Annotated in this window: 30 protein-coding genes and 3 pseudogenes; 16 read left to right on the top strand and 17 right to left on the bottom strand. The window is 42.0% G+C overall.

Translation table 11 applies throughout. The features are described from left to right. Positions 1–80 precede the first annotated feature (80 nt). Complete coding sequence (gene galU, locus SSV_RS10235; protein WP_176693600.1) at positions 81–986, bottom strand: UTP--glucose-1-phosphate uridylyltransferase GalU; 906 nt, start codon at positions 984–986, stop codon at positions 81–83. Between the two features lie 16 nt (positions 987–1,002). Further along, entirely contained in the window at positions 1,003–2,025 is a 1,023-nt protein-coding gene (locus SSV_RS10230; protein ID WP_002922579.1) for an NAD(P)H-dependent glycerol-3-phosphate dehydrogenase, read from the bottom strand. A gap of 160 nt (positions 2,026–2,185) precedes the next feature. On the opposite strand from SSV_RS10230, the gene SSV_RS10225 reads away from it, so the two are divergent. From SSV_RS10225 to SSV_RS10215, 5 genes and pseudogenes are all read left to right on the top strand, one after another. Beyond that, the gene (locus SSV_RS10225) at positions 2,186–3,892 is read left to right on the top strand and encodes an ABC transporter ATP-binding protein (RefSeq protein WP_176693599.1); all 1,707 of its coding nucleotides are present in this window, start codon (positions 2,186–2,188) and stop codon (positions 3,890–3,892) included. Between the two features lies 1 nt (position 3,893). Next, positions 3,894–4,032: pseudogene (locus SSV_RS12430) on the top strand (ABC transporter ATP-binding protein); the annotation flags it as partial. Next, positions 4,008–4,730: pseudogene (locus tag SSV_RS12425) on the top strand (ABC transporter permease); the annotation flags it as partial. The pseudogenes SSV_RS12430 and SSV_RS12425, both read left to right, overlap by 25 nt. A 144-nt stretch (positions 4,731–4,874) precedes the next feature. After that, positions 4,875–5,663: an ABC transporter ATP-binding protein gene (locus tag SSV_RS12420; RefSeq protein WP_374989834.1), complete on the top strand. Its 789-nt coding sequence runs from the start codon at positions 4,875–4,877 to the stop codon at positions 5,661–5,663. 181 nt (positions 5,664–5,844) lie between these two features. After that, the gene (locus SSV_RS10215) at positions 5,845–6,534 is read left to right on the top strand and encodes a gamma-glutamyl-gamma-aminobutyrate hydrolase family protein (RefSeq protein ID WP_002907876.1); all 690 of its coding nucleotides are present in this window, start codon (positions 5,845–5,847) and stop codon (positions 6,532–6,534) included. Positions 6,535–7,167: 633 nt separating this feature from the next. Here SSV_RS10215 and SSV_RS12130 read toward each other — a convergent pair. From SSV_RS12130 to SSV_RS10135, 15 genes and pseudogenes are all read right to left on the bottom strand, one after another. Beyond that, complete coding sequence (locus SSV_RS12130; protein WP_072074695.1) at positions 7,168–7,512, bottom strand: hypothetical protein; 345 nt, start codon at positions 7,510–7,512, stop codon at positions 7,168–7,170. A gap of 214 nt (positions 7,513–7,726) precedes the next feature. Continuing rightward, a complete protein-coding gene (locus SSV_RS10200; RefSeq protein WP_072074694.1) occupies positions 7,727–7,918 on the bottom strand; it encodes a hypothetical protein in 192 nt (63 codons plus the stop codon). A gap of 920 nt (positions 7,919–8,838) precedes the next feature. Further along, a pseudogene (locus tag SSV_RS10195) lies at positions 8,839–9,819 on the bottom strand (hypothetical protein); the annotation flags it as partial. Positions 9,820–10,021: 202 nt separating this feature from the next. Further along, positions 10,022–10,351, bottom strand: coding sequence for a hypothetical protein (locus tag SSV_RS10190; protein ID WP_072074693.1), 330 nt, complete (start codon positions 10,349–10,351; stop codon positions 10,022–10,024). Between the two features lie 12 nt (positions 10,352–10,363). Beyond that, complete coding sequence (locus SSV_RS10185; protein ID WP_072074692.1) at positions 10,364–10,909, bottom strand: hypothetical protein; 546 nt, start codon at positions 10,907–10,909, stop codon at positions 10,364–10,366. Positions 10,910–11,560: 651 nt separating this feature from the next. Continuing rightward, the gene (locus tag SSV_RS10180; protein WP_080983550.1) at positions 11,561–13,210 is read right to left on the bottom strand and encodes a phage/plasmid primase, P4 family; all 1,650 of its coding nucleotides are present in this window, start codon (positions 13,208–13,210) and stop codon (positions 11,561–11,563) included. Next, positions 13,207–13,722, bottom strand: a complete 516-nt coding sequence (locus SSV_RS10175; RefSeq protein ID WP_072074691.1) for a hypothetical protein — start codon at positions 13,720–13,722, stop codon at positions 13,207–13,209. The genes SSV_RS10180 and SSV_RS10175 overlap by 4 nt, the downstream gene beginning before the upstream one ends. Continuing rightward, entirely contained in the window at positions 13,719–14,009 is a 291-nt protein-coding gene (locus tag SSV_RS10170; RefSeq protein ID WP_072074690.1) for a hypothetical protein, read from the bottom strand. Before SSV_RS10170 ends, SSV_RS10175 begins: the two co-directional genes overlap by 4 nt. Position 14,010: 1 nt before the next feature. Continuing rightward, complete coding sequence (locus tag SSV_RS10165) at positions 14,011–14,229, bottom strand: hypothetical protein (RefSeq protein WP_072074689.1); 219 nt, start codon at positions 14,227–14,229, stop codon at positions 14,011–14,013. Positions 14,230–14,239: 10 nt separating this feature from the next. Beyond that, positions 14,240–14,767 (bottom strand): hypothetical protein, encoded by a 528-nt coding sequence (locus SSV_RS12300; protein WP_255297062.1) that lies wholly within the window; start codon positions 14,765–14,767, stop codon positions 14,240–14,242. Between the two features lie 26 nt (positions 14,768–14,793). Further along, the gene (locus SSV_RS12295; protein WP_255297061.1) at positions 14,794–14,928 is read right to left on the bottom strand and encodes a hypothetical protein; all 135 of its coding nucleotides are present in this window, start codon (positions 14,926–14,928) and stop codon (positions 14,794–14,796) included. 24 nt (positions 14,929–14,952) lie between these two features. After that, positions 14,953–15,213: a hypothetical protein gene (locus SSV_RS10150; protein ID WP_072074688.1), complete on the bottom strand. Its 261-nt coding sequence runs from the start codon at positions 15,211–15,213 to the stop codon at positions 14,953–14,955. A gap of 13 nt (positions 15,214–15,226) precedes the next feature. Further along, entirely contained in the window at positions 15,227–15,442 is a 216-nt protein-coding gene (locus SSV_RS10145) for a hypothetical protein (protein WP_255297060.1), read from the bottom strand. An 11-nt stretch (positions 15,443–15,453) separates the two neighbouring features. Next, positions 15,454–15,861, bottom strand: coding sequence for a hypothetical protein (locus tag SSV_RS10140; RefSeq protein WP_072074687.1), 408 nt, complete (start codon positions 15,859–15,861; stop codon positions 15,454–15,456). 255 nt (positions 15,862–16,116) lie between these two features. Beyond that, complete coding sequence (locus SSV_RS10135; RefSeq protein ID WP_072074686.1) at positions 16,117–16,302, bottom strand: hypothetical protein; 186 nt, start codon at positions 16,300–16,302, stop codon at positions 16,117–16,119. Positions 16,303–16,444: 142 nt separating this feature from the next. Here SSV_RS10135 and SSV_RS10130 point away from each other — a divergent pair, with 142 nt between their 5' ends. The 11 genes from SSV_RS10130 (at position 16,445) to SSV_RS10080 (ending at position 26,048) form a co-directional block, all read left to right on the top strand. Further along, positions 16,445–16,954 carry a helix-turn-helix domain-containing protein gene (locus SSV_RS10130; RefSeq protein WP_072074685.1) on the top strand — a complete coding sequence of 170 codons (510 nt, stop codon included), beginning with the start codon at positions 16,445–16,447 and terminating at the stop codon, positions 16,952–16,954. Further along, positions 16,941–17,885, top strand: coding sequence for an exonuclease domain-containing protein (locus SSV_RS10125; protein WP_255297059.1), 945 nt, complete (start codon positions 16,941–16,943; stop codon positions 17,883–17,885). The genes SSV_RS10130 and SSV_RS10125 overlap by 14 nt, the downstream gene beginning before the upstream one ends. 579 nt (positions 17,886–18,464) lie before the next feature. After that, a complete protein-coding gene (locus SSV_RS10120; protein ID WP_072074684.1) occupies positions 18,465–19,610 on the top strand; it encodes a tyrosine-type recombinase/integrase in 1,146 nt (381 codons plus the stop codon). Between the two features lie 94 nt (positions 19,611–19,704). After that, positions 19,705–20,151: a dUTP diphosphatase gene (locus SSV_RS10115; protein ID WP_072074683.1), complete on the top strand. Its 447-nt coding sequence runs from the start codon at positions 19,705–19,707 to the stop codon at positions 20,149–20,151. A gap of 1 nt (position 20,152) precedes the next feature. After that, a complete protein-coding gene (locus SSV_RS10110; RefSeq protein ID WP_072074682.1) occupies positions 20,153–20,668 on the top strand; it encodes a histidine phosphatase family protein in 516 nt (171 codons plus the stop codon). A gap of 12 nt (positions 20,669–20,680) precedes the next feature. Then, positions 20,681–22,042: a DNA repair protein RadA gene (gene radA, locus SSV_RS10105; protein WP_072074681.1), complete on the top strand. Its 1,362-nt coding sequence runs from the start codon at positions 20,681–20,683 to the stop codon at positions 22,040–22,042. 116 nt (positions 22,043–22,158) lie between these two features. Continuing rightward, positions 22,159–22,875: a TIGR00266 family protein gene (locus tag SSV_RS10100; RefSeq protein ID WP_072074680.1), complete on the top strand. Its 717-nt coding sequence runs from the start codon at positions 22,159–22,161 to the stop codon at positions 22,873–22,875. Positions 22,876–22,988: 113 nt separating this feature from the next. Next, a complete protein-coding gene (locus SSV_RS10095; protein ID WP_072074679.1) occupies positions 22,989–23,684 on the top strand; it encodes a TIGR00266 family protein in 696 nt (231 codons plus the stop codon). A gap of 147 nt (positions 23,685–23,831) precedes the next feature. Beyond that, positions 23,832–24,329, top strand: coding sequence for a beta-class carbonic anhydrase (locus SSV_RS10090; RefSeq protein ID WP_072074678.1), 498 nt, complete (start codon positions 23,832–23,834; stop codon positions 24,327–24,329). A gap of 97 nt (positions 24,330–24,426) precedes the next feature. Continuing rightward, on the top strand, positions 24,427–25,293 hold the full coding sequence (locus SSV_RS10085) for an ABC transporter permease (RefSeq protein ID WP_002928137.1): 867 nt from the start codon (positions 24,427–24,429) through the stop codon (positions 25,291–25,293). Beyond that, positions 25,290–26,048, top strand: a complete 759-nt coding sequence (locus SSV_RS10080) for an ABC transporter ATP-binding protein (protein ID WP_002905458.1) — start codon at positions 25,290–25,292, stop codon at positions 26,046–26,048. Before SSV_RS10085 ends, SSV_RS10080 begins: the two co-directional genes overlap by 4 nt. Positions 26,049–26,150: the final 102 nt, after the last annotated feature.

Below are 26,150 nucleotides of genomic sequence, written 5' to 3'. Positions count from 1 at the left end.
TGACGAAATATCAAAAAAGAGGTTAAAAACCTCTTTTTTATGGCTAAAATTTTATTTTCAACGCTAATTGTTTGAAGCCATTATTTTTTCTCTTGTTTTTTCTCTAATGTATGGCCTAAGTCAATGATATACTGCTTCAAGGAGTCTTTGACCTGCGGATGTTTGAGGGCGTAGTCGATAGAAGTTTTCATAAAGCCGAACTTGTCACCGACATCATAGCGATCACCCTTGAATTCGCGAGCGAAGACGCGCTGCGTCTTGTTGAGAGTATCAATTGCATCGGTCAGCTGAATCTCATTTCCAGCACCTGGTGTTTGTTTTTCCAAGATTTCAAAAATTTCCGGTGTCAGCAGGTAGCGGCCGATAATAGCCAAATCACTCGGTGCATCTTCAGGTTTTGGCTTTTCGACAAAAGTTTCCACGCTGTAGAGACCTTTGACACCTTCGCCTTGAGGGGCAATGACCCCGTAAGAGGAAACTTCATCATGAGGGACCTGCATGACAGCGATAGTAGAAGCATGAGTTGCTTCGTAGTCATCAATCAACTGCTTGGTCAGCGGTACAGCCTTATCATTGGTGATGTCCATAAGATCATCTCCCAGCATGACAACAAAAGGCTCGTTTCCTACGAAAGCCTTAGCCTGAAGAACAGCATCTCCCAGTCCGCGTGGATGGCTTTGACGGATGAAGTGCAGACCGATACCAGTGGTTTCATCGACCAATTTGAGCAAGTCGTCTTTACCCTTTTCTTTGAGGTTGTATTCTAATTCAAAGTTTGAGTCAAAGTGGTCTTCGATGGAGCGTTTTGACTTACCTGTAACAACTAGAATATCTTCAATTCCAGATTTGAGAGCTTCCTCAACGATAAACTGGATGGTTGGCTTGTCAACAATCGGCAACATTTCCTTGGCTAGTGCTTTGGTAGCTGGCAGGAAGCGGGTTCCTAGGCCAGCTGCAGGGATGACGGCTTTCTTAACTTTTGACATAATTATTTCCTTTCTATTAGAACGAAGTCCATTCGTTCTCAGCCTTGAATTCATTGTTCATGATTTCATAAATGGCATCTTTGATATTACAATTTTGATAAATAACCTTGTAGATAGCTTGGGTAATCGGCATATAAACATCCAGCTCTTGGGCTAGTTCATAGGCTGCCTTGGTGGTGGAAATTCCTTCGATAACCATGCCCATATTGGCTTCAATATCAGCTAATTTCTCGCCACGTCCTAGAGCATTGCCGGCCCGCCAGTTGCGGGAGTGAACAGAGGTTCCAGTTACAATCAGGTCACCGACACCAGATAGGCCGCTATAAGTCAGAGGATTGGCTCCTAACTTGACACCTAGACGCGTGATTTCGGCCAGACCGCGTGTGATAATAGCTGCCTTGGCGTTGTCACCATAGCCCAGTCCGTGGAGAGCACCGGCTCCAACTGCTATGATGTTTTTCAGAGCGCCTGCAGTCTCCACTCCGATGACGTCGGTATTAGTGTAGAGGCGGAAGTAGTGATTGCTGAAGAGCTCCTGCACATACTTAGCTGTTTCCAGATCCTTGGAAGCAGCAGTAATCAGGGTAATATCGCGTACAATGGTTTCCTCAGCATGGCTGGGACCTGAGACAACGACAATCTCGCTGCGAAGCTCTGCAGGGATTTCTTCTTCTAGGATAGTTGAAATCCGTTCGTGAGTATTGGGTTCCAGTCCCTTGGAGGCGTGCATGATTTTCACCTTGTGGTCTAGAGCCTGAGCTACTTGTTTGGCTACCAGACGGGTTACCTTGGTCGGCACAACAAAAAGCACAGCATCCGCATCTTTTAAAGCTTCTTCTAGGTCATGATAAGCCTTAATCTTTTCGTCCAGTACAATATCTTTGAAATAGCGTTTATTGGTGTGCTCGTCGTTGATTTCGTTGATTTGCTCAGCGATATTTCCCCAAATACGAACCTCGTGTCCGTTGTCATTTAGCACTTGTGATAAGGCCGTTCCCCAAGAACCAGGACCAATCACAGCAACTCGTTGTTTATCCATATCTTCTCCTTATGATGAAATTCCGAGTCTGAATTTAAATCAGTTTTAGAGTTCTATATCTCATTTTACCATATAATATAAGAAATTTCTTACTTGACATTGTTTTTATCTGTGATATAGTAAGGAAACTAAGCCAAATATGAAAAAAGTAGGAGGAAGCATGTTTTTTAAAAGTCTATTACGGTATAAATGGTATGCCCTGAGCTCGTTTTTGATGACCTCATTGATGATTGCCAGCTCTCTCTTACTGCCTTGGTTTTTAAAGCACATCTTAGATGCTCTGCAGGAGCAAAATAGCCAGACTATCTACAGTATGGGCGGTTGGCTAATTGGCATCGGCTTTGTTGGGTTGGTGGCCGGAGGGATCAACCTAAGCTTAGCTGCCTATATTGCTCAAGCTGTCTCATCGGATCTTCGTGAGGAGACTTTCTGCAAGATTCAGACCTTTTCTTATGCCAATATCGAGGAATTCAACGCTGGAAATCTAGTCGTGCGGATGACGAATGACATCAATCAGATTCAAAATGTGACTATGATGCTCTTTCAAATCCTCCTTCGACTCCCCATCCTTTTTATCGGATCGGTCATCTTGGCCATCGTGACCGTACCTTCCCTTTGGTGGATTATTCTCTTACTGATTATGCTCATAGCGGGCTTAACGGTCGGGATGATGGGAATGATGGGACCTCGTTTTAAGAGATTCCAGACTCTTTTGGATAAGATTAATGCCATTGCCAAGGAAAATCTTCGCGGTGTGCGAGTGGTCAAGTCCTTTGTTCAGGAGGAAGAACAGTTTCATAAGTTCAGTCAAGTATCTGATGAGCTTCTATCTCAAACTCTTTATATCGGCTATATTTTTTCAATTGTAGAGCCGCTGATGATGCTGGTCGGCTACAGTTCTGTTTACTTGGCTATCTGGACTCTGTCTGGCATGATTCAGGCGGAACCAGAGCTGGTTAGCTCCATCGCTTCCTTTATCGGTTATCTGAGCCAGATTATTTTCACTATCATTATGGCTGGTTTCTTGGGAAGTGGTGTGACGCGTGGTGTGATTTCTATCCGTCGAATCAAGGAAGTCTTGGCGACAGAGCCAGTCATGTCCTTCAAAGACCTACCGGACGAAGAGCTAGAAGGCAGCCTCAGCTTTGATCATGTGACCTTCTCCTATCCTAATGATGACGAGCCTATGCTAAAGGATATCAGCTTTGAGGTTGAGCCGGGACAAATGATTGGCGTTGTCGGTGCGACAGGCGCTGGCAAGTCTACCTTAGTCCAACTGATTCCTCGTCTTTTTGATCCGCAGGAGGGTTCTGTCAAGATTGGCGGCCGGGATTTGCGAGAGCTCAGTCAGGGAACTCTTCGTAAAAATGTTTCCATCGTGCTGCAGCAGGCGATTCTATTTAGCGGGACTATTGCGGACAATCTCCGTCAAGGCAAACTCAACGCTTCACTGCCTGAGATGGAGCGGGCGGCTCGCATTGCCCAAGCCAGTGAATTTATCAGCCGTATGGAAGAGAGTTTCGATAGTGCGGTGGCTGAGCGTGGCAGCAACTTCTCTGGGGGACAGAAGCAGCGGATGTCCATTGCCAGAGGTGTTGTCAACAATCCCAATATTTTGATTTTAGATGATTCGACCTCAGCCTTGGATGCTAAGTCAGAAAAGCTGGTTCAAGAAGCCTTGAACAAAGAGCTGCAAGGAACGACAACGATTATCATTGCTCAAAAGATTAGCTCTGTTGTACATGCAGATAAGATTCTGGTCTTGGATCAAGGACGGTTGATTGGTCAGGGGACGCATGCGGAATTAGTCGCCACTAACGATGTTTACCGTGAAATCTACGAAACTCAGAAAGGAAAGGAGGACTAAGATGCGGACGATTGCATTTTTCTGGCAATATTTTAAGCGTTACAAATTATCCTTTGTCATTGTCCTTTTGATGATGGTGACAGCGACTGTTTTTCAGGTCCTTTTTCCGGTTTATGTCGGTCAGGCTGTTCAGCATTTGGTTGAGTTGGGACGGGCTTTTGCGGATCGGGGCGAGACTGATCAGATTTTGTCCGCTTTTGGCAGCGTCATGTTCAGCGTATTGGTGTCCTTTGTCTGCCTGTCTGTTTCCAGCTTAATTTACATGCTTTTGATGACCCGCGTTATTGCCCATTCGACCAATGAGATGCGCAAGGGCCTATTCGGCAAATTGTCCAAGATGACTGTCGCTTTCTTTGACCGCCATCAGGATGGAGACATTCTGTCGCGCTTTACCAGCGATTTAGATAATATCCACCAGACTCTGAATGATGGAATGATTGAGGTTATGAGTAATGTTTTACTCTATATTGGCTTGGTGATTATCATGTTTGTCCAAAATGCTAGATTGGCTTGGATAACGGTTGCCAGTACGCCAGTGGCTCTCTTTCTTCTAATGGTCATTCTCAAGTTAGCTCGGAAATACACTAATCTTCAGCAAAAAGAAGTCGGCCGCCTCAATGCTTATATGGATGAAATAATCTCTGGTCAGAAAGTCGTTATCGTTCAGGGATTACAGGAGGAAGTCACTAAGGACTTTGTTAAACAGAATGACCGTGTACGTTCAGCAACCTTTAAAGGCCGAACTTTTTCGGGGCTTCTCTACCCTATTATGAACGGGATGAATTCTATTAATGCTGCCATTGTCATTTTTGTTGGCTCGGCAATCCTGCTTAGTGATCCTAATGTTGAAACAGCTGTTGCAGTTGGCCTGATTACTACCTATACTCAGTTTTCCCAGCAGTATTATCAGCCCATTATTCAGATTGCGGCCCGTTGGGGCAGTTTGCAGTTAGCCTTTACAGGGGCTGACCGGATTCAGGAGATGTTTGATGCGCCCGAGGAAGTCCGGCCAGAGAATGCACCTGCTTTCACAGAGCTCACAGACTCCGTGGAGATCAAGCATGTGGACTTCTCTTATGTTGAAGGCAAGCCCATTCTCAAAGACGTGTCTATCTTAGCCCCTAAGGGCAAGATGACGGCTGTTGTTGGCCCGACTGGATCAGGTAAGACGACCATTATGAACCTACTCAATCGCTTTTATGATGTGGATAATGGCAGCATTGAGTTTGACGGTCGCGACATTCGGGACTATGAGCTGGATAGCTTACGGAGCCATGTGGGGATTGTCTTGCAGGATTCGGTGCTCTTTAGCGGTACGATTCGGGACAATATCCGCTTCGGTGTGCCGGATGCCAGTCAGGAAATGGTAGAAACGGCTGCGCGTGCGACTCATATTCATGACTATATCGAAAGTCTGCCAGACAAATACGATACCCTGGTAGATGATGACCAGAATATTTTCTCAACTGGGCAGAAACAGTTGATTTCCATTGCTAGAACTTTGCTGACGGATCCGCAAGTCTTGATTTTGGACGAAGCGACTTCTAATGTTGATACGGTAACAGAAAGCAAGATTCAGCAGGCTATGGAAGCCGTTGTGGCTGGCCGAACTAGCTTTGTTATTGCTCACCGCCTCAAAACTATCCTAAATGCCGACCAGATTATCGTCCTCAAAGACGGAGAGGTCATCGAACAGGGCAATCATCACCAACTTCTCAAACTCGGCGGTTTCTACTCAGAACTTTATCACAACCAGTTTGTGTTTGAGTAGAAAGTTGAGATATTTTTCTAAACTCTCGTTTGTGCTTATAGTGCATTCGAGATTTTTTTATTCGAGAGACATGCAGAGCCTTTGATAAAAAATTTTTATAAGGAGCTTAAAAAAAATCTATTGGACGATTGAGAAAAGGCGTGGTAAGATATACTATATCAAAATAAGGAGGAATCACGGTATGTGCAGAACGATTGTTGGAATTTCAGCTAATCTTTGTCCAGTAGATGAAGCTGGAAAGAATATTCACACCTCTGTTTCACGCAAGTTTGTGGACGGCGTACGAATGGTTGGTGGCCTGCCGATGGTGATTCCCGTTGGGGATAAAAGTTTAGTTCAGGATTATGTGGAAACGATTGACAAGCTGATTTTGTCAGGCGGGCAAAATGTTCACCCGCAGTTTTATGGGGAAGAAAAGACCATCGACAGTGACGACTACAATATTGTCCGCGATGAGTTTGAGTTGGCACTCTTGAAAGAAGCTCTGCGCCAAAACAAGCCTGTAATGGCTATTTGCCGCGGCCTGCAGTTGGTAAATGTTGCTTTTGGCGGCACTCTTAATCAGCACATTGACAATCACTGGCAGGGCTTGCCATTTGGTACTTCGCACTCCATTCGCACGGAGAAAGACAGCGTTGTGGAGCGTTTGTTTGGTCAGGCTAGCCAGATTAATTCGGTGCATCGCCAAAGTATCAAGGACTTGGCGCCTAATTTCCGAGCGACAGCTTTTGACCCCAGAGACAATACCATTGAAGCGATTGAATCGGTTGACAATCATCGTATCATAGGCCTTCAATGGCATCCGGAGTTTTTAATAAACGAAGAAAAGGGCAATTTGGAGCTGTTTCAGTACCTTTTGCAAGAGCTGTAAAAAATTATTTCATTTTTTTAAGTTACTTTTAGGAAAATTTAAGATAAGTGTTCTATACTAAGATCATAAACAAAGACCTCCTAACTTTGTTTAGAAATCCTAAAACTTTTCTTTTTCATAATAATCTCCCTATAAGAACCGCCCAATTGGCGGTTTTTTTGCTTGTTTTTGGCGAATTTAGTATAATAGGGACAGCAAAAATAGAAAAGAGAATACAATGAAAATTCGAGGAATATTCTTCTAGTTATTCTTACAGCCCTTTGTAAGCTATTAACCCTTGATTGTATAAGGTTTAGAAGAAATTATATATCATACAAGGTATTTAATGCCCTCTCTTAGTCCACAAAAAGGTGAACAAAAAAAGCCCTAAAAAAGGGCGTGAAAATTATGAGTTCAGCAGGCAAGAACTAGCACGGTCAAACGTGCTTTTTTAATTGCTTGATGTCATTATACCATATTTTGCTTTTTGAATGTAACGTATCTCACCAGGGCATAATACTTTAATTTTTAAAAAGAAATGTTGTATGTTAAAATGAGATAAGGAACTGGTTTGGCACCCTATGGCCTCTTTGAGGTCGGCGCCTAAGTCAGTTCCTTTTTGTAGTTCGAGATAGAGCAACAAGGACATAAAAATCATGTCTTATACACCAATAAAGCGCCCTTCCGATAGCTTTTAGCAAAATCAAGCAAGATTTCAGTTTTAAGATGCCTATACTCTATTTTATCAACGCAAAGCACTTTGTATAAATCGCAAAGCTTTTTGGTCTCTTTTGGCTTTTTTGTAAACAAATTAGCGAATATCTCACGCTTTACCTCGTCCAGATTATCTCTGTAAGCTTCAATCTCTGTAACTAACTCCACAGCCTTATCCTTGAATGCTCCACGCTCGTTTTTTCGTTCTGCTAGTGTATGCAGCGATTTGTAACTCTTTAGAAAATAATAAGCTCTTCGTGCTGTTTCTATTTCATCTAAAACCATGTATCTTGATCCTTTCCCTTTTAAGTAAAAATGTTGTATACTTAAGTTAATGAAGGAAGTAATCTTGTTCCCCTTGTCCACTTTGTGGTCGGAATGATGGTTACTTCCTTTTTTGAACTATGTCGACTAATTGATTATCTCGTTTTACAACTGCTATATCCACATCTCTCCTTCTTTCTGAGAATATAAAAGCATCTCGGCAACTACCGACATGCTAATTTAAAATTTCCACAGAATAAATTTCAGACTCTGAAAATACAATATATTCGTTACCTACTTTGATATCCAGCATATCTTCATCTTCGTCGTAACTTTCGGCATCGCAATAATGAGCCATACCGCTCCATATCTTTCCTTCCACATCCGTCAGGGAAACTTTTTTATTATTATATTGTAATAAATTCATTTTTTTCCTCACTTTTCATAATATGTCGGGATTATATGTGCTCCGATCTTACTATAGCGATTCTTTTTCAATATTAACTTTGTCTAACCAGAACTTAGACTGCAATTTTCAGAATATAGGCCTTGTCAATCAATCGCTCATATTTCTCAATGGCATTATACTCCAAATCTTGAAATTTCGCCACAGATATAGGAGTGTTTTTGATATCTAAATCAGATATAGAATTATTTTCTTAGGTTAACTGCCCCAAAGTTCAAACAAGCAGAATTTCCTCTCTTTTCCCTTTCTTTTCAAGCAAAAATGTTGTATACTCTAAGTAATGAGGATTGGTTTCGTGCCCCTTGTCCGTTTTCACGGTCGGCACTATAGTCAATTCTCTTTTTTTATGCTCTGATAAGGCTCCTTGCTTTCTGTCAGGTCGATTAACTTTCTTTCTTCAGCTGCATCTTGTTTCTCCGCACTCCATTTTTTAGAAAAGACAATCTGCCTGCGCCCACTTCCTGAATGGTAGTCAACAGGACACCTGAAATTACTGTGCCTCTTATATACTTCAATTAGGAATCTGGATAATTATAAGCTCCTGCTATACCCTTAAATCAAGATTCTGCTGTCTAGCTGATTTACAAGACCGTCTAACTTATATCGATTTAAAATCGAACTATGAACAGAGGTCTTGTTTTTAGATTCATCATTCAGAATATTTTAGATAAACTATGAGTACACGATTGCTTTGTCATAATCACTGCCTAAAAAGCCTTCTAACAACTTCTTAGCTATATTGCAATACATTTTGCCATCTGACAAATTAGAAGCTGTTAAAGAGCCTATCAGAGCCTCAGAGAGAATCTGACCGCCATTCTTCCTGAAGAGGTAGAGGCTGTTCTGGCGCTGAGTTGTCAAGCAAATACAGGACAGTATCTTTAACCTTTACCCTGATCTGACTCTTGAGCATTCGCAGGCTTATCAGAGCCCTTGATACCTGTCAAATCTCGGATGATATCAGCATCAAGATATCCTGGTATTGCTTGATTGAGCTTGATAGCTCCATCACTAATCATGGTCAAGGTGCTAGCGTCTGCCTCAAAGAGAGGCTCCCATTTTGCGATTGTATTGACAAACTGACTGCGCAAGTATTTCCATTCATCACGCAAGCAAGCTGCTACATACGCCACATTCAGCAAACCAGATCCAAGAGAGCGCTGTGCTTTGCGTCCAGCAAGTCGCAGATTCTCATGACTTGCCCTGATAGCTTCTGCCGAGGATGGATTGTCTGATACAAAGCCAAGGTCAGCGAGTGTCAGCCCCATTTCACCAGCAAAACCGGCCGCTGCTAAGCGAAGCTGTTCGGTAAACGGTGACATGTTCGATGTAGTGAACTGACCAACTGTAGGCTTCTCCCCGTCGTCATCCTTGGTGAACTGCAGCATGCTGGAAACAGTTGCTTTCCAAGTATCCATCGGCTCAGCGTCTTGACTCAATCCCAAGACATACTTTTGAGGGAATGAGTAGAACTCAGCTGTAACATCGGCTCGCTCAAGTGTCCGTTTAGCATATCTCTGATATGACATACAAGCCCTTGTTATCCTTGACCGTCCAAAAGGACGCACAGCATCTGGTCTATGAATAATCGGAACTAATAAAGGAGTACCTGCAGGATTTGGAATCATGAAATCTTTTCCTTGTTTCAACAAATACCAGGTTTCTGTCGGTGTGAAATAAGCCTCTAAAACGGGCACCCCATACTCATCTCTTTTTAATACTGCATATCCTTCGGTTAGTAAGCCAGTGAAAGGATCTATCACACCAGTAGCGTTGCTGGCCTCGATTACTTGTAGTCTAGGTGTATCATCTTCACCTTTAGAGATATAGACGAAAGCACAAGAGCCAATTAAGGCTGATACTGCTTATATCTCATGTCAACCCTATCCCTGACATTTGCCAGCTTATTTCTTAGATAAGGTATTCCTTTTAAATCCATTTTGTTTTCATATCCTTTAATTTCGCGCGAGAAAATTTGTACAGTGACGGCGTGAAGCTCTCAAACTCCAAAGGGGAGGGGGATACCCCCCATACCAGATTTTAAAAAGAAAATTTTAAAAATAATTATTTTAGTTCTTTTATCATTTTTCTCATTGCATCATCCAGCGCCTTTTCATCATCTGTCTTTACACCGTGAGCTTTTTTAGAAGCTTCTAGCTGTTGTTTGGCTTCAAGTTCTGCTGCTTGATAGCCTGCCGCTTCTCGCTCCTCTTTCATCTTGTTCAGTGATTTCATCCAGAGTTCTTGTGTTGAATCATATTGAGCTTGAGACTTTCGTCTTATCGCTTCTAAGCCTTCCTCTGCTTTCTTGCGTCGCTCTTCTTGTTCCTGGGTTGCTCCCTCAACCATCTTGTCATACCAAGAATAATGATTGTTCTGTTCTGTTTCTGTCATATTGCTGCCTCCTTATTTCTTCAGTTCTTCAAATTGAACGAAATCAAGTACATCTTTTATTCCTGCAATGGATCTGCCGCGATAGCTATCAAGAGGCAGGGAGGGGATGGATGGAGTGTTCATAACGTCATAGGTCAGGAGTCTTGTCAGTTCATCAAACTGATTATAAATTTCTCCTGATTTTGCTGATAGTTCACGTAATGAATTGTACAGCGGTTTAGCCTTTTCAATCAGCTTCTCACTCTCTTCTCTCGCTGCGGCATGAATCCTATCCTGATATTCTTTGCATTCTTCGGATGTGATTCCCTGAGTAGACTCCAATTTCTTGAGTTTATCATTCAGAAGCTTCTGAGTCTGCTCTAAGTTCCACAGTTCCCCTACTTTTTCAGACAAGATTTTATAGTCAGTTTTGCTTTCTGCTTCTTTCTTCTCTGCTTCCTTTTCCTTTATGTCTTTAGATAGCGACGCTATTTGCTGGCGCAATCTATCACATTCTTGGTTTTTGTTTGTAACAATCGCTGTCAATTCAGCTTTGATTTGATTTAGTGTTTCAGTCATTTCTTTATCTCCTTCGCTTTGCTAGTAATCTACTTCATTAGTTCTATTCTTCAATCATTTTATAGTTTTGTCTCATTTCTTATCCAAGGTTTTTCTAACATTATCACCTCCTTTTTCTCCTGCTTGAATTTAACATATCTTACATTCTGTTAGATTCAACTAACCTTGCTTAACCTTAGTCTTATCAAGGCATTGACCTGTTTTTCTTAAAATGAATTTACAAATCCTCAATATGTTAAATACAATAGATTTTTATTGCTAAAATTCAATGTATTTCCAACCATGCCATGCTAGTTTATGAAAATCCTAAAGCACGAGCTGCTTACTGTATTTCTAATTCCTCTGAGGTAGAAACTTGCTAATATATGATGTAGTTTTAAGTTTTTTTCTAATTGATGATGGTTTTTCCTGAATTGATGCCGGTTTTGATGCCGGTTTTCATTTTTGAAAATCCAGTATTACCAAGGGTTGATGACGGATGAGGACGGTGATACGGTTTTTTTTAATTTCTTTTTTATTTTCTTTTTTTATTCCTTTCTTTTTTATTTTTTCTATTTTTCTTAAAAATATCCGTCATCAATCATCAAAAGGGTACTCAATATATGATAATAAAGGATTTTTGCTTTTCACTTATCCGACATCTTGCCGGCATCATCCGTCATCCAATTCCTTGTTTTTCAAATAACCCTTTTCTTGCCCTCTCTTTTCTATTCCCTTGCCTTGCATTCTATCTGTGCTGTAGTTTTTAGCTGCATAGTGAGGGAGGTCTTCCTTAGGTGAAAATCCTCTTGGCAACATTTGACCAGCTGGAATGTTGGCTTTGCTAGGTTTAAAACCATCTGGAAGATTGTTTTTAATCTCTCTATGCAGAGCATTGGGAGTCAGATCATTTTCTATCTGATAATACTCTTTAAAGCTCAGCCAAACCCACCAGACAAAGGAGTTAGGGAGAAAGGAAGATACTAAGCTTTTCTTAAAGAAATTGCGAGTAAAGGATACCACCTCATTCACCTCTTCTTGAAAGTCGTAAACTGCTTTTTGAGACGCTTGAGGATTTAACTTTAAATCTGTCTTAGTGTTTAAAGCTAGGCAAAGTAAATACTCTAGTACCTCTCTACGGCAGATATAGTCATCTTTGATGGCTGGGTTTACCTTTCCAGCAAAACCGCCTTTAAATGGCAAAATTCGGAATCGTCGACCAATAGCATCAGAATCACCGTTTATGATAGGCAGACCATTGGATGACTGGATGATGGTCATTTTTAAATTGACAGAGTAGGGTGTTTTCCCTTTTTCTTCAATTTTGATAGGATCTCCAGTGGTTAAACTAAAGAATGTCGATACATCTTTGATTTTCACTCGAACTTGGACATCATCACCTATTACAACTGTCTTGCCTACCAGTACAGAGGTCTCAAACCGGCTTTTATTCACCTCGTTTATTTTTAGGTTTGCCACATTTTGAGCGCCTACAAGATTTTTTATCAGTTCTTGAAAGGTTCCTTTACCAGTTCCCCCTTTGCCTAGTAGCCAAAAAACATTTTTCAAGCTCTCGCCTGTAACGCTGGCTTTGATGATCTGCAGTGCCATCCTATACAGTTCATCGTCTCCTCCGAACAGATTTTTCAGCCATTCAGTTACTTTCCAGCCTTTTATATTAGGTTCTTTTGCATCTGCAATATAATTACAGTCAATCTTCCTAATTACAAGCTTTTGAGGGCTAAATGGCTCTGTTACGCCGGTTTTAGCATTGTAAAGCAGATTTCCCAATGCAGTATAACGATTATCAGCTTTTCTGCTGACAGCTGCTCTGGATAGTTTATAGATAACATCAAGGGCTTTGCGTTCCGTCAGCTCTGGATTGACAACGAAAATCAAATCTTTTATAAATTCCTCGTTTGTCTCGTAGAAGCCCCTATCAGGATTGTAATAGTACAACGGCTCCCGTTGGCCCTCCATGTCATTCTTTAATCTGACAAAGTGCAGCCGCTGGCGTAGAAATTCGGCAATTTGCAATGCGCTTCGAGGCATTTTCCTTGCGGCAGCTTTCCTAGCCTTTTCCTCGGCTGTCTCTTCTGCAGTTTCTGGAGCTGTTGCTAAGGCTTTCTGATAAGTCTGTTCGTACAGACTTTGGAGATCATCTTTTAAAAGCTTCCTAACACCCTTGAAAGTCTTAAAATAACAGTCTTCTTGTAATTCTTGGGGCTGCCCTCGTTCCTGGTTGTCCAGTTCTGTTGACTTATCCTGCTTTACCCCTCTGTCATCCTCGATGATCGACTGTATGATTTCTTTTTCTGTCAAGTTACACCCCTTTCTAAATTGCTTAATTCTTTAATAAAATATCTGGCAAGGGCTGGGCGCTTCACAATAGCGGAGAATAACCCTGCTATATCCTCACAACTATAGCCATTGATATATAGTAAGCGGACGAATAAGGCTGTTTCTTGCTTGGTGTAAAGGCCTAGCGTCAAAGTTTCTAATATCCAGCCAGTCAGTTTTATCCCAGTTCCCTGGCGGTTTTCCTTGATTCTGACTTTTTCAAGGTCTTTTAAGACGGTTATTAGTTCTGGCTTAGCCAGAGATATTGGCATATCTCTTACTAATTTCCAGCCGGCCAGTTTCAGATTCTTGCTTTCTAGCTTTCTAAATTTGATGCCTTTATAAGTGAATTCTGAAATATAAACATCCAGTGGCTCAAAATAGAGGAACTTGTAGTAATTCCCTTTTTTATAGACAGCAGTGGGGTTTTCTTTCAAGAAGCTAAACAGCTTCATAGTCTGAGGAGTAAAAGTTAATTCCATAATTGTATTCATACTCTTCCTCCGTTATCATCTACTCCTAGGAAAATCAAAATATCTTTTATTTTGTAAAATACCTTACGAGTATCTTCGAGAGGCGGCTGGTAGCGCCTCAAACCCCCTTCCAACTCCCAACGTTTCAAAGTGTTGGCCTTAATTCCTAATTCTTCTCGGACCTCTACAGCAGACATTAAACCCAGATGTTTAGCCTTTGGACGTGCATAGGATTCCAAGAAGCCAGCAACCAGAGATAGAGCCTCTGTTTTTAATTCCTTTTCAGTTTCTGCGCTGAATAGTGCCATATCAAGGCCACCTCCTCTGATTTGCCATGACCTTGCCGGCAATTTTTCCTAGAGTTTTATTCATAAGCAATATTTTTTTATCTTGCTGCTCCAATAGGTCCAATGTTTGACACAATATCTTGGCCATAAGTTGCAAGGCTTCTCTTGTTGGCTCATTTTGGCAAGTTTCAATAGCTTTAAGGCTTTCTTTTATTGCTTTGATATCTTTAGACTTAATCAATGTTCGTGCCTCACTTTTTTCTTTTTAGATTTTCAATTTCCTTGGTCATGCTGCGAATGGTTTTCTGTTGTTCTTCCAAATACCCAATTAGTCTGTCTATATGGTTACTCATTCCAATGGCGAACTCACAGACCATGCTATTGAATGATCCATCATTCTGAAAGTTTGTTAGACTTATCTCTTGGTCTTCCAACTCCTGCATATGCTCAGAGAAATTGACAATATTATTGCTTGGTTCAAATTTATCGGCCATTCTAAAACCCTCCAGCTCCTCGGCATCGTCGCACTCCAAAAGCTGACTAGCTATATCATCAAGCTCAGCTATAATCGTTTCAAATACCTCGTAGGAAGAGCTTAGATAGTTTGTCGCTAGGTGTGTAAAAGTGAATGAATCTTGGTCTTTTGCAAGAGACACCCCAGCTTGAGCCACTTGATCCATTTTTATTGTCTTTAGGATATTAGACAGTCGGCAGCCTAAGTTCTGCAGCTCTTCAACGGTAAGTTGTACAGTTTTAGTTTGTTCTGTTTTTTTAGTCATTTTCTTGTTCCTCGCTTTTATAGTACTTATTTTCCGAGTTGTCGGATAAGGGTTTGCTTTTCTTCTTCGTTTACTGTATCTGCTACAAAAAGCACATCTAGCTCTTTAACGTAAAAAGCATTACGATTTAGTTTGTTGTGGTCAAAGATTGAAATTTCCATAATTTTTACCTCTCCTAGCTATTTCTAATTGCTAGTGCTTACCGTTTGGAAGTCCTGGAAGCTGTCGCAAATTCGATTAAATACGTCAATTAGATCATTGTCCTCGATATATACAGCAGTAAGCTGTCCGTTGTTATTGTGTGTCAGTTCAATCACTGGCTGGGCATAGTTTCCAACCATGTAGCCCATTAGAGCATGGCCACCTGCTTGTGCAGCATCACGATCTAAAAAGTCGTAAGTGAAAGTCCGTTTTGTTGCTTTATCTGAAAATGTTTGTAGTTTCATGTTTTTTGCTCCTTTAGTTGTACTTGCGTCCTGCAAGTTGGATATATGCCCCGTATTCGGGGGTTAGTTTGTCGTCAGTGCTTTCTTCCGTCTGAGAGCTTTCTGCCACTCTAAGGCCCTCTAGTGAGCTCTGATTGCTGTTTAGATGCCATAGCTTCCAGATTAGGAATAGCAGTAGTGAGACAAAGACGATTGCTTGCCCTGGCGTCATGTCAATTTCTTGTATCATTTGTTTTGCCCTCATGCAAAAATTTCTGCTAGTTCTTTATAGATATGATCAGGAATTTCGTTCAGTGCTTGCTGCTGCAACTGGATAGCTTTGAGGCGGTTAGTGTCACTAGCAGTTTTCTTTTCGATAATTTCGCGAGTAGGCATTACTTGCTTGTAATAATCTTCTAACTTTAGCTTGCGGCCGCCTGATGTCTGTTCTTCTTCCTGCTTCTTGTTTCTCAAAAGCTCAAAGCTGACGATTTCCTTGTTCTTTATGGTGAAAGCTATAGCCTTGCGAGCTTTCCAGTTGTTCAAGCGAACTTTTATCTGTCTGTCTGTCCAGTCTGGCAGGCGCTTTCTAAGAATGTCCATAGTGATCAGACCTTCGTCTTGCCAAAGCTGGGCCAGGTCTCCTTGTGTAAATGGTGTTTTAGTCATGTTGATTATCCTTATCTCTTTCTTTTGGTTTTTATCGGCAGTTTATAGAGTCGCCTCTCTGAGCGGTTGCATTTGATATCCCTTTTTGGTACAATCTAAGTATAAAATGTATTCTTAAAACCCTTACGGCTTGCCTGCTAGTAAGTGTTTGAATATCTTAGAGTGAAAGCCTTGCTGATTTGGTCGTCTGTTAAGGCTTTTTTTGTTGCTTCTAGACTTATTCAGCCTAATTGTATTAGTGCTGTAAGCTCCTTTCTAATAATCTTCTGCTAGCCATTCCATGGCTTTTTGGTAAATGCAAGGTTTTACTTCTCCGCCGTCTCGAATTTTTTTGTATGTAATAGGATTGATACCTATTTCTTCGCTAGCTTGCTTAGCAGTTAATTTTTTATCCGCTTGCTTTCGGCGTATTGCTTTTGCTTGAGTTGAGGTGATAAGCAATATATTTCTTCTCCTTTCCTGTTTGTAAAGATTATCTTTACTTGAGTCAAGTATATAATGTTTTTCTTTACTTGTCAATAGATAATAAAAAAAAACTTTACAAAAGTTTTCTTAGTAGTTATAATTTAACTGAGGTGATAAGATGCCAACAATAAAAAACAGACTTAAGGAATTAAGAACAAAAAAAGGAATAACACAAGATAAACTGGCAACGGAATTAAATGATGGGGTAAGTGATAACGAAAAGCTAGTATCAAAGATGGTTATATCTAATTGGGAAAATAATAAACATGCCATCAAACCAGAAAAAGCTCAACAGCTAGCTGATTACTTCAAGGTTAGTGTAGCATATCTGCTTGGGTATAATGATGAAATTATGACCTTTGACAGCGGAGAAGAGTTTGAAAAAGAAAAAATAAGAACTCTAAATACAATCTTTCTGTCTGAATTACGAAAATCTCAAGAAAAAGATGCCATTCAAATTGATGTGCTAGCGGCAATCAAATTTTTAGAAAGTGCTTTAGAAAAAATAAAAAAACATTCTAAAAATGTTAAAAATTCATATATTACAGATCTACAGAAAGCCCTCGATACTTTGAGTAACTTAGCTGATGGCCTGGCAGGAAAGAGGGGAAGTAATGATGAAAAGTAGTTTTGTTTCCCTTGATGTCGAAACAGCAAACTCTTTTAGAGGGAGTATCTGCTCAATTGGGCTGGTAAAATTTATAGACGGACAAGTGGTAGATAGTTTTTACAGCCTTATCAATCCTGAGGAAGAATTTGACGAGTTTAATATCTTTATTCATGGTATTACTCCAGTAGCAACCCATAGAGCTCCAACTTTTCCAGAGATTCGACAATCTATTATAAATTTTATTGATAATCTACCAGTGGTTGCTCATTTTGCTCAATTTGATATGGGAGCTTTAAAAGATGCTTATTTGAAATATCAGTTACCTTTTGATGACATCAGTTATTTTTGCAGCTACTTTGTTTCTAAATTTGCATATCCTGGACAAATAAGTTATAAACTTAATGAACTTGCTAAACATTTTGGGTTTAATTTAATTCATCACGATGCACTCTCAGATGCAAAAGTTAGTGGCCAGATTATTTGTAAATTAATGGAATTGAATAATCAGCCAAATTTAATGGAATTTTTACAATCGATACGCTATAAGAAATTAGGAAATCTTGGCGGAAATGGTTTTCTAAGGACTTCTATCAGGCACTCCTATACCCTTAAAAATAAATTTTATATTCCTACAGTAGAGGAACGGGCAGCTATGGATCCATCAAATCCAGTATATGGCACTTATTTTGTGTTTACTGGAAAGCTGGAACGTTTCACGAGGCAAGAGGCAGCAAAGGAAATAGCTCTACTTGGTGGTGTCCCTGAAGGTAATGTGACAACTAAGACAAATTATTTGGTTATAGGGGAACAAGATTTTCGTATTGTTGGGAAAAGCGGACAAAGTAACAAGATGAAAAAAGCTTTTGAACTTCTGGCTAAGGGATATGAAATAGAAATTCTATCAGAGCTTGATTTTTTGAAACTTATTGAAATGATGAAAAGTGGCTAAGAAAGTTATTCTTCTAAAATATGGAGTAACTGCCATATAAAAAGCCAGCAACTGATGACTGGTTCTCCAATTTTTTAAATATCTTGCCTGAAAAGAGGTAAAATGATATAATGTAGTTAATAGCGATATTACTCAAATATCACCAAAGCCCCTTGGAAGTGCGATTCCTTGGGGCTTTTTTTACGTTCTATTAAGATTAACGGGTGTTTTTTGGGCTAGTCTCGGTCATCTTCCTTACTATCTAGCCACTTGCAAAGGTAATGCAGGCAGAGACCTGCTATCACTTCTGCCATGATAGTAAGGACGAGCTCAATAGCGATATCACTCATTCTATCACCCCCTTTCCCAATCCTCACAGAAAGGTAATCGGTAACCGATGACAAAAAATAGTATAGCATAACATCCTTTGCCCCACAAGTTCGTATAAGCTTTTTTAAGCCTTGTCTTTATTTTCCAGATAGATTTTCACCGACTAACCTATCAAAACGAACTCTAGGGCATTCTACAACGCCCTGGATCCATTTAACCCTTTCTTAAAACCCTTACGGCTTGCCTGCTGATGAAAAGAAAGGGGAACTAATGAAAATTACTGAAGTCAAAAAGAAAAACGGCACTACCGTTTACCGAGCTAGCGTCTATCTAGGAGTTGATAAGGTTACTGGTAAAAAAGTAAAGACAAGTATCACTGGACGGACAAGGAAAGAGGTTAAGAGCAAAGCCCAGCACGCGCAGTTTGATTTTAAAACTAACGGATCGACAGTCAAAAAGACGGTACAGGTCAAGACCTACAAAGAGCTTGCTGCCCTATGGCTAGAAAGTCACAAGCTTACAGTTAGACCGCAAACATTTGCAGTAACTAGGAGACAAGTTAATCATCATCTTATCCCTGAGTTTGGGAGTATGAAGATAGACAAGATAACGCCTAGCAGCATTCAGGAGTTTATAAACAATCTGGCCTATAAACTTGTGAATTTCAAGGAGATTAACTCAATTAACAGAAGAATACTGCAGCATGGTGTAACATTGCAGCTGCTGACGTCTAACCCTGGACGTGATGTGATTCTGCCTAAGAAGCAAAAGAAAGGCAGAGAAGCGGTTAAGTTCATAGAGCCAGATAACTTAAAGGTGTTTATCGATTATGCTGAAAAGCTATCTACAAAGAGCTACAAGCATTATTACCGCTTTGTGGTCTTTAAATTGCTACTGGCCACAGGCTGCCGCATTGGAGAGCTTGCAGCCCTGGAATGGTCTGATATTGACTTAAAGGAAAAGACAATCACAATCAGTAAAACCTACAGCCAAGAAATTCGGATGATAGGGGAAACAAAGACAAAAGCAGGTACTCGAAAGATAAGCATAGATCCCAAAACTACGCTTATGCTGAGACAGTACCAGAATCGTCAGCGCCTAATGTTCTTAGAAGTAGGGGCTCCGGCTCCGTCTGTTGTCTTTGCCACTACAGTTAGAGAGTATCTGCCAAGGCATTCTCTTCAACAGATTATAGATAAGCGTTGCGAGACATTAGGCATCCCACGTTTCACTTGTCACGCTTTCCGCCATACTCACGCTAGTTTATTGCTCAATGCTGGTATCAGCTACAAGGAGTTGCAATATAGGTTAGGACATTCTAATATATCCATGACCTTAGATGTGTATAGTCACCTCTCCCAGGACAAAGAAAAAGAAGCTGTTTCATATTATGAAAAAGCTATAAATAGTCTATAAGTCCACAAAAAGGTGAACAATTTTATAAAACAACTTATCTATAAGGGTTATAAACCTTATTAAATCAACGTTTGAAAGGATAATAAAAGAAAATATGACGAAAATTCGCGGATTCGAGCTGGTTTCCAGCTTTACAAATGAAGATTTGCTGCCTAAGAGAGAGACGGCTTACGCAGCTGGCTACGATTTGAAAGTGGCAGAGCGCACCCCTATTGCGCCAGGGGAGATTAAGTTGGTTCCGACTGGTGTCAAGGCATATATGCAGCCGGGCGAGGTGCTTTATCTTTATGACCGCTCATCCAATCCTCGTAAAAAAGGTTTGGTCTTGATTAACTCCGTTGGGGTCATTGACGGCGACTACTATGGCAATCCTGGAAACGAAGGGCATATCTTTGCTCAGATGAAAAACATCACAGATCAGGAAGTCGTCCTTGAAGCTGGCGAACGTGTAGTTCAGGCTGTCTTCGCACCTTTCTTAATTGCGGATGGAGATGAGGCAGAAGGCGTGCGGACCGGCGGATTTGGATCGACAGGGAATTAGTATGAAAATCATTTTTATCCGCCATGGAGAGCCAGATTATTCACCCTTGGAAGAGGCTGGCTATACTGGCTTTGGACTAGATTTGGCTCCCTTGTCGACTGCTGGTCGTCGGATGGCAACAGAGGCCGCTGCTAATCCTTTGCTGGAACAGGCGGAAATTCTGATCTCCTCTTCTGTGACGCGGGCTTTGGAGACGGCTTCCTATCTGATTCGAGACCGCCAACTGCCGCTTTTTGTGGAGCCTTTGTTGCATGAATGGCAGGTATATGAGAATGGGATAGAAAAGTTTGAGCAGGCTCGGGAGTTGTTTTTTGAAAATAATGGTTGTCTCCCTGCAAGAAGTCCTGTCCAGTATGAAACGGCTGAGCAGATGAAAGAACGCTTTTTCAGTGCCTTAAGCAAATACAGAGACTACGAGACGGTAGCTCTTGTAGCCCATCGCATGCTCATCCGCCAGTTTGTAGCTGATCAGCAGATTGATTTTTGCCAGTTTATTGAATGTGAATTAGAAATATAAAGGAGATATCTTATCGCTAAGAAAAAAACGACCTTTGTCTGTCAAAATTGTGAATATCATTCGCCCAAGTATCTAGGCCGCTGTCCCAACTGTGGCTCTTGGTCTTCTTTTGTTGAGGAAGTAGAGGCTACAGAAGTCAAGCATGCCCGTGTTTCCTTGACGGGTGAAAAGACCCGGCCCATGAAGCTGGCTGAGGTCACTTCGATTGATGTCAACCGGACCAAGACAGAAATGGACGAGTTCAATCGTGTGCTAGGTGGTGGCGTAGTGCCTGGTAGTCTAGTTCTGATTGGCGGGGATCCCGGTATCGGGAAATCCACCCTGCTTCTGCAAGTATCTACCCAGCTTTCTCATCAGGGCACAGTCCTTTATGTCAGCGGAGAGGAATCAGCTGAGCAGATTAAGCTGCGGGCGGAGCGTCTCGGTGATATTGACAGTGAATTTTATCTCTACGCCGAGACCAATATGCAAAATATCCGCACAGAGATTGAGAAAATCAAGCCAGATTTTCTGATTATCGACTCCATTCAGACGGTGATGTCGCCGGAAATTTCCAGTGTTCAAGGCTCTGTCTCTCAGGTTCGAGAGGTGACGGCTGAGCTCATGCAGCTGGCCAAGACCAATAATATTGCGACCTTTATAGTTGGTCACATGACCAAGGAAGGAACCTTAGCTGGCCCCCGAACTTTGGAGCACATGGTGGATACCGTACTTTATTTTGAGGGCGAACGCCAGCACACTTTCCGTATCTTGAGAGCAGTCAAGAATCGCTTTGGCTCAACCAATGAGATTGGCATTTTTGAGATGCAGTCTGGTGGGCTAGTTGAGGTTGTCAATCCAAGTGAAGTCTTTCTGGAAGAGCGTCTGGACGGCGCGACAGGCTCTTCTATCGTCGTGACCATGGAAGGGACGCGGCCGATTTTGGCAGAGGTGCAGGCTTTGGTGACACCGACCATGTTTGGCAATGCCAAGCGAACCACGACTGGACTGGACTTTAACCGAGCCAGCCTCATCATGGCAGTTCTGGAAAAGAGGGCAGGACTCCTCCTGCAAAATCAAGATGCCTACCTCAAGTCTGCTGGCGGCGTCAAGCTAGATGAGCCAGCGATTGATTTGGCAGTAGCGGTAGCCATTGCTTCCAGCTACAAGGATCTTCCTACCAATCCTCAAGAGTGCTTTATCGGTGAAATTGGTCTGACTGGTGAAATCCGTCGAGTCAATCGCATCGAGCAGCGTATCAATGAAGCGGCAAAACTGGGCTTCACCAAGGTATATGCTCCTAAAAACTCTCTGAGTGGTCTCAAAGTTCCAGACAATATCCAAGTCATTGGTGTGACGACGATTGGGGAAGTGTTAAAGAAGGTATTTTCTTGATTAAAGTAGTATTGCGAAAAGTTGTTGTGCGTGCTATAATATTGCTAGAAAAAATAGGATTTGTCTGGAAATTCCTATAAGTTGTTTTTCCAGATTTTTTAGGAGGATAATCAACCATGGTAGATCATCGTATGAATGTTTCTATTACCAACAATGCTCAATTTCCCTTGGCGGAGATTGCCTTAGATGTATCAGAGTCTGTTCGTATTCAGACTGGGAGCATGATATACCACACTCCCAATGTTGTCCTGAATGCTAAAGTGAATGCAGAGTCTAAATCAATCTTTGGCAAGGCAATCCAAGCTGTAGGCCGTTCTATGGCTTCTGGCGAAGGAGTGTTTATCACTGAAGCAACTGCTCAATCAAATAACGGTCGTCTAGCCTTAGCACCTAATGTACCTGGTCAGATTGTTGCTCTGGAACTAGGTGAAAAGCAATACCGCCTTAATGATGGGGCTTTTCTGGCTATGGATGGCTCTGCCTCTTATACTTTGGAGACGCAGTCGGTAGGTCGAGCTCTCTTTGGTGGCCAAGGAGGCTTTTATGTGATGAGTACCCAAGGTCAGGGGACACTCTTGGTAAATTCCTTTGGCTCAATTCAAAAGGTAGAGCTGCATAATGATAGGATAACGATTGACAATGCTCACGTAGTAGCATGGAGTCGAGAACTGGAATATGATATTCATTTAGAAAATGGTTTCTGGCAGTCCATGGGGACTGGCGAAGGAGTAGTAAATACCTTTCATGGAACTGGGGAAATTTACATCCAAAGTCTCAATATTGAAACCTTTGCTAATGTTCTTCGCCCACATCTGCATATTGACAATTCTTGAAAATTTCTAAGAGAGACTCAGGCAGTCTCTTCTTTTTTGATGCTTCAGTTTTCCTTTGTTCAAAATGTAGGAAAATGTTATAATCAAGTCATAATAAGAAGGAGGCAGATTCAATGCGATTTTCTATGGACAGTAATATGCAGTTTCCTTTGGTTGAGTTGTCGCTCAATCAAGGAGAAACCGTCTTTATTCAGCGTGGCAGCATGGTCTACCACACGCCAAATGTGACCCTGAATACCCAGCTCAATGCTAGCGGTTCTGGTTTGGGACGTTTTGTCAAGGCTGTGGGACGTTCGATGGTTTCTGGCGAAAGTACCTTTATTACCCAAGCGGTTGCCCAGTCTGATAATGGCTACCTTGCTTTAGCACCAGATTCTCCTGGTCAGGTTATTCCTCTTCAGCTAGGCGAAAAACAATACCGGCTCAATGACGGTGCCTTTCTTGCCCTTGATGGTACAGCTTACTATACCATGGAGCGCCAGTCTGTTGGGAAAGCACTATTCGGCGGCCAAGGCGGTCTCTTCGTCATGACAACCCAAGGCCAGGGGACTCTGTTGGCCAATGCTTTTGGATCTATTAAGAAAATTGAGCTTCATAACCAAGAAGTGACCATTGACAATGCCCATGTAGTGGCTTGGAGCCAGTCCTTGAACTATCATGTACATTTGGAAAATGGTTTTTGGCAGTCTATCGGAACGGGTGAAGGAGTGGTCAACACCTTCCAAGGTACTGGTGAAGTCTATGTGCAAAGTCTCAATCTTCAAACCTTTGCAGGCTCACTCAGCAAGTATATCCCAAGAAGCTCATAAGAAATAAAACTAGGACAGAAGATCAGCTAGATGCTGGATTTATCTGTCCTATTTTTTTATAACAAAGCCGGCAGCTGACAAATAGCAGAAAAGATGGTAAGATAATATAAAATTATTTGAATATCAAAGTACCAGTAAGGGGAAAGAATGTCATATTTTGAAAATTTTATGAAGGCCAATCAAGCTTATGTCGATCTGCATGGAACGGCACATCTGCCGATCAAGCCCAAGACCAAGGTAGCTATTGTAACCTGTATGGACTCTAGGCTCCACGTGGCTCAGGCTCTGGGACTGGCACTAGGAGACGCCCATATCTTGCGCAATGCCGGCGGTCGGGTGACGGAGGATATGATTCGCTCGCTGGTTATTTCGCAGCAGCAGCTAGGAACGCGGGAAATCGTAGTTTTGCATCATACAGACTGTGGGGCACAGACCTTCAAGAATGAGGATTTTACGGCCTATCTTAATAAAGAACTAGGCGTCAATGTCAGCAATCAGGACTTTTTGCCCTTTACAGATGTAGAGGAAAGTGTGCGCGAGGACATGGCCTTGCTACGACAGTCACCGCTGATCCCAGCTGATGTAGAAATCTCTGGAGCGGTTTACGATGTAGATACTGGTCGGATGACAGTTGTTGAGGAATAGTTAGGAAGTCAATTTCTTTGTCTGCGCATTGGCATTGAAATTGGCTCCTTTTTTATGTTAAAATAGAGAAACGATTTTAATTAGTTAGGACAATGTTATGATTCTTTCCATTATTTCTCAGGGATTGGTTTGGGCCGTCCTAGGTCTAGGTATTTTTATGACCTTTCGGATTCTGGGCTTTCCTGATATGACGACAGAAGGCTCCTTCCCCTTGGGCGGGGCGGTGGCAGTTACCTTGATTACCAAGGGAGTCAATCCTTTTCTAGCAACAGCAGCGGCTGTTTTAGCGGGCTGTGCTGCGGGTGCTGTGACAGGTCTGCTCTATACTAAGGGGAAAATTCCGACCTTACTTTCTGGGATTTTGGTCATGACCTCCTGCCACTCTATCATGCTGATGTTAATGGGTCGTGCCAATCTAGGGCTTTTAGGCAGCAGTAAGATTCAGGATGTTCTGCCCTTTTCAGGGGAAGTTAATGACCTCTTGACTGGTTTGATTTTTGTCAGTCTGGTGATTGCTGCCCTGCTCTTTTTCTTGGATACTAAGCTTGGACAAGCCTATATCGCGACCGGAGATAATCCGGATATGGCTCGCAGTTTTGGTATCAATACTGGCCGGATGGAGCTGATGGGACTGATTCTGTCAAATGGCTTGATTGCTCTGGCTGGAGCGCTGATTGCCCAGCAGGAAGGCTATGCAGATGTTTCCCGTGGGATTGGAGTAATCGTTGTCGGTCTGGCCAGCCTTATCATCGGCGAGGTGCTCTTCCAGAGTCTGACCTTGGCAGAGCGTCTGATTACCATTGTAGTTGGTGCGATTGCCTATCAGTTCTTGATCTGGGGCGTTATTGCTCTCGGGTTTAATACCAACTATCTCCGTCTCTACAGTGCGGTGATTCTGGCCGTCTGTCTCATGATTCCAACCCTGAAAAATAAATTCTTTAAAGGAGCCAAGTTAAGCAAATGACAGCGATTGTAGAATTAAGAAATGCAACCAAGCTTGTAAAGAGCGGCTTTGATGAAGAAAAAATCATCCTAAATGATGTTTCTTTAGACATTCACGAGCATGATTTTATTACGATTTTAGGTGGAAACGGTGCAGGAAAGTCAACCCTGTTCAATGTCATTGCTGGAACTCTCCCCCTGACCAGCGGCAGCATTCATATCTTGGGGGAAAATGTCACTCATTTTTCACCAGAAAAGCGGGCCAAGTACCTGTCCCGTGTCTTTCAGGATCCTAAGATGGGAACGGCTCCGCGTATGACAGTGGCGGAAAATCTTCTTATCGCCAAATTCCGAGGCGAAAAGCGTGGCTTGGTGCCCCGTGGGCTCAACAGTTACAGGGAAGAGTTTCAGGCGACGATTGAGAAAATCGGCAATGGTCTGGACAAGCATCTAGATACCCCGATTGAATTTCTTTCTGGCGGGCAAAGACAGGCTTTGAGTCTGCTCATGGCAACGCTCAAGCGCCCAGAGCTTTTGCTTCTGGATGAGCATACTGCAGCACTGGATCCCAAGACCAGTGTAGCCTTGATGGAGCTGACCAATGAATTTGTCAATCGTGACCGCCTCACAGCCCTCATGATTACCCATCACATGGAAGATGCCCTCAAATACGGCAACCGATTAATCGTCATGAAAGATGGACAGATTATTCAGGACTTGAACAAAGATGAGAAAGCCAAGATGACCATCGCGGACTACTATGGCTTGTTTGAATAGGCTTTCTCAGAGTTTCGTAAAAATAAGAGAAAGAATATGTACTAAATAATGTACTGCTCCCACAAAGTTAGACAATTAATGTTCAAAAGGCTCAGGTTCTCT

Origin of the sequence: Streptococcus sanguinis (assembly GCF_001078705.1) — a bacterium.
Lineage (GTDB): Bacteria > Bacillota > Bacilli > Lactobacillales > Streptococcaceae > Streptococcus > Streptococcus sanguinis_D.
Note: the sequence above shows the minus strand (reverse complement) of the source record. Positions and strands in the feature narration are given on the sequence as shown.

Bases quoted from the DNA above. Each gene is read 5' to 3' on its own strand.
- galU (WP_176693600.1), bottom strand. From the start codon at position 986: ATGTCAAAAGTTAAGAAAGCCGTCATCCCTGCAGCTGGCCTAGGAACC.
- SSV_RS10230 (WP_002922579.1), bottom strand. From the start codon at position 2,025: ATGGATAAACAACGAGTTGCTGTGATTGGTCCTGGTTCTTGGGGAACG.
- SSV_RS10225 (WP_176693599.1), top strand. From the start codon at position 2,186: ATGTTTTTTAAAAGTCTATTACGGTATAAATGGTATGCCCTGAGCTCG.
- SSV_RS12420 (WP_374989834.1), top strand. From the start codon at position 4,875: ATGTTTGATGCGCCCGAGGAAGTCCGGCCAGAGAATGCACCTGCTTTC.
- SSV_RS10215 (WP_002907876.1), top strand. From the start codon at position 5,845: ATGTGCAGAACGATTGTTGGAATTTCAGCTAATCTTTGTCCAGTAGAT.
- SSV_RS12130 (WP_072074695.1), bottom strand. From the start codon at position 7,512: ATGGTTTTAGATGAAATAGAAACAGCACGAAGAGCTTATTATTTTCTA.
- SSV_RS10200 (WP_072074694.1), bottom strand. From the start codon at position 7,918: ATGAATTTATTACAATATAATAATAAAAAAGTTTCCCTGACGGATGTG.
- SSV_RS10190 (WP_072074693.1), bottom strand. From the start codon at position 10,351: ATGACAGAAACAGAACAGAACAATCATTATTCTTGGTATGACAAGATG.
- SSV_RS10185 (WP_072074692.1), bottom strand. From the start codon at position 10,909: ATGACTGAAACACTAAATCAAATCAAAGCTGAATTGACAGCGATTGTT.
- SSV_RS10175 (WP_072074691.1), bottom strand. From the start codon at position 13,722: ATGAATACAATTATGGAATTAACTTTTACTCCTCAGACTATGAAGCTG.
- SSV_RS10170 (WP_072074690.1), bottom strand. From the start codon at position 14,009: ATGGCACTATTCAGCGCAGAAACTGAAAAGGAATTAAAAACAGAGGCT.
- SSV_RS12300 (WP_255297062.1), bottom strand. From the start codon at position 14,767: ATGACTAAAAAAACAGAACAAACTAAAACTGTACAACTTACCGTTGAA.
- SSV_RS12295 (WP_255297061.1), bottom strand. From the start codon at position 14,928: ATGGAAATTTCAATCTTTGACCACAACAAACTAAATCGTAATGCTTTT.
- SSV_RS10150 (WP_072074688.1), bottom strand. From the start codon at position 15,213: ATGAAACTACAAACATTTTCAGATAAAGCAACAAAACGGACTTTCACT.
- SSV_RS10145 (WP_255297060.1), bottom strand. From the start codon at position 15,442: ATGATACAAGAAATTGACATGACGCCAGGGCAAGCAATCGTCTTTGTC.
- SSV_RS10140 (WP_072074687.1), bottom strand. From the start codon at position 15,861: ATGACTAAAACACCATTTACACAAGGAGACCTGGCCCAGCTTTGGCAA.
- SSV_RS10130 (WP_072074685.1), top strand. From the start codon at position 16,445: ATGCCAACAATAAAAAACAGACTTAAGGAATTAAGAACAAAAAAAGGA.
- SSV_RS10125 (WP_255297059.1), top strand. From the start codon at position 16,941: ATGATGAAAAGTAGTTTTGTTTCCCTTGATGTCGAAACAGCAAACTCT.
- SSV_RS10120 (WP_072074684.1), top strand. From the start codon at position 18,465: ATGAAAATTACTGAAGTCAAAAAGAAAAACGGCACTACCGTTTACCGA.
- SSV_RS10115 (WP_072074683.1), top strand. From the start codon at position 19,705: ATGACGAAAATTCGCGGATTCGAGCTGGTTTCCAGCTTTACAAATGAA.
- SSV_RS10110 (WP_072074682.1), top strand. From the start codon at position 20,153: ATGAAAATCATTTTTATCCGCCATGGAGAGCCAGATTATTCACCCTTG.
- SSV_RS10100 (WP_072074680.1), top strand. From the start codon at position 22,159: ATGGTAGATCATCGTATGAATGTTTCTATTACCAACAATGCTCAATTT.
- SSV_RS10095 (WP_072074679.1), top strand. From the start codon at position 22,989: ATGCGATTTTCTATGGACAGTAATATGCAGTTTCCTTTGGTTGAGTTG.
- SSV_RS10090 (WP_072074678.1), top strand. From the start codon at position 23,832: ATGTCATATTTTGAAAATTTTATGAAGGCCAATCAAGCTTATGTCGAT.
- SSV_RS10085 (WP_002928137.1), top strand. From the start codon at position 24,427: ATGATTCTTTCCATTATTTCTCAGGGATTGGTTTGGGCCGTCCTAGGT.
- SSV_RS10080 (WP_002905458.1), top strand. From the start codon at position 25,290: ATGACAGCGATTGTAGAATTAAGAAATGCAACCAAGCTTGTAAAGAGC.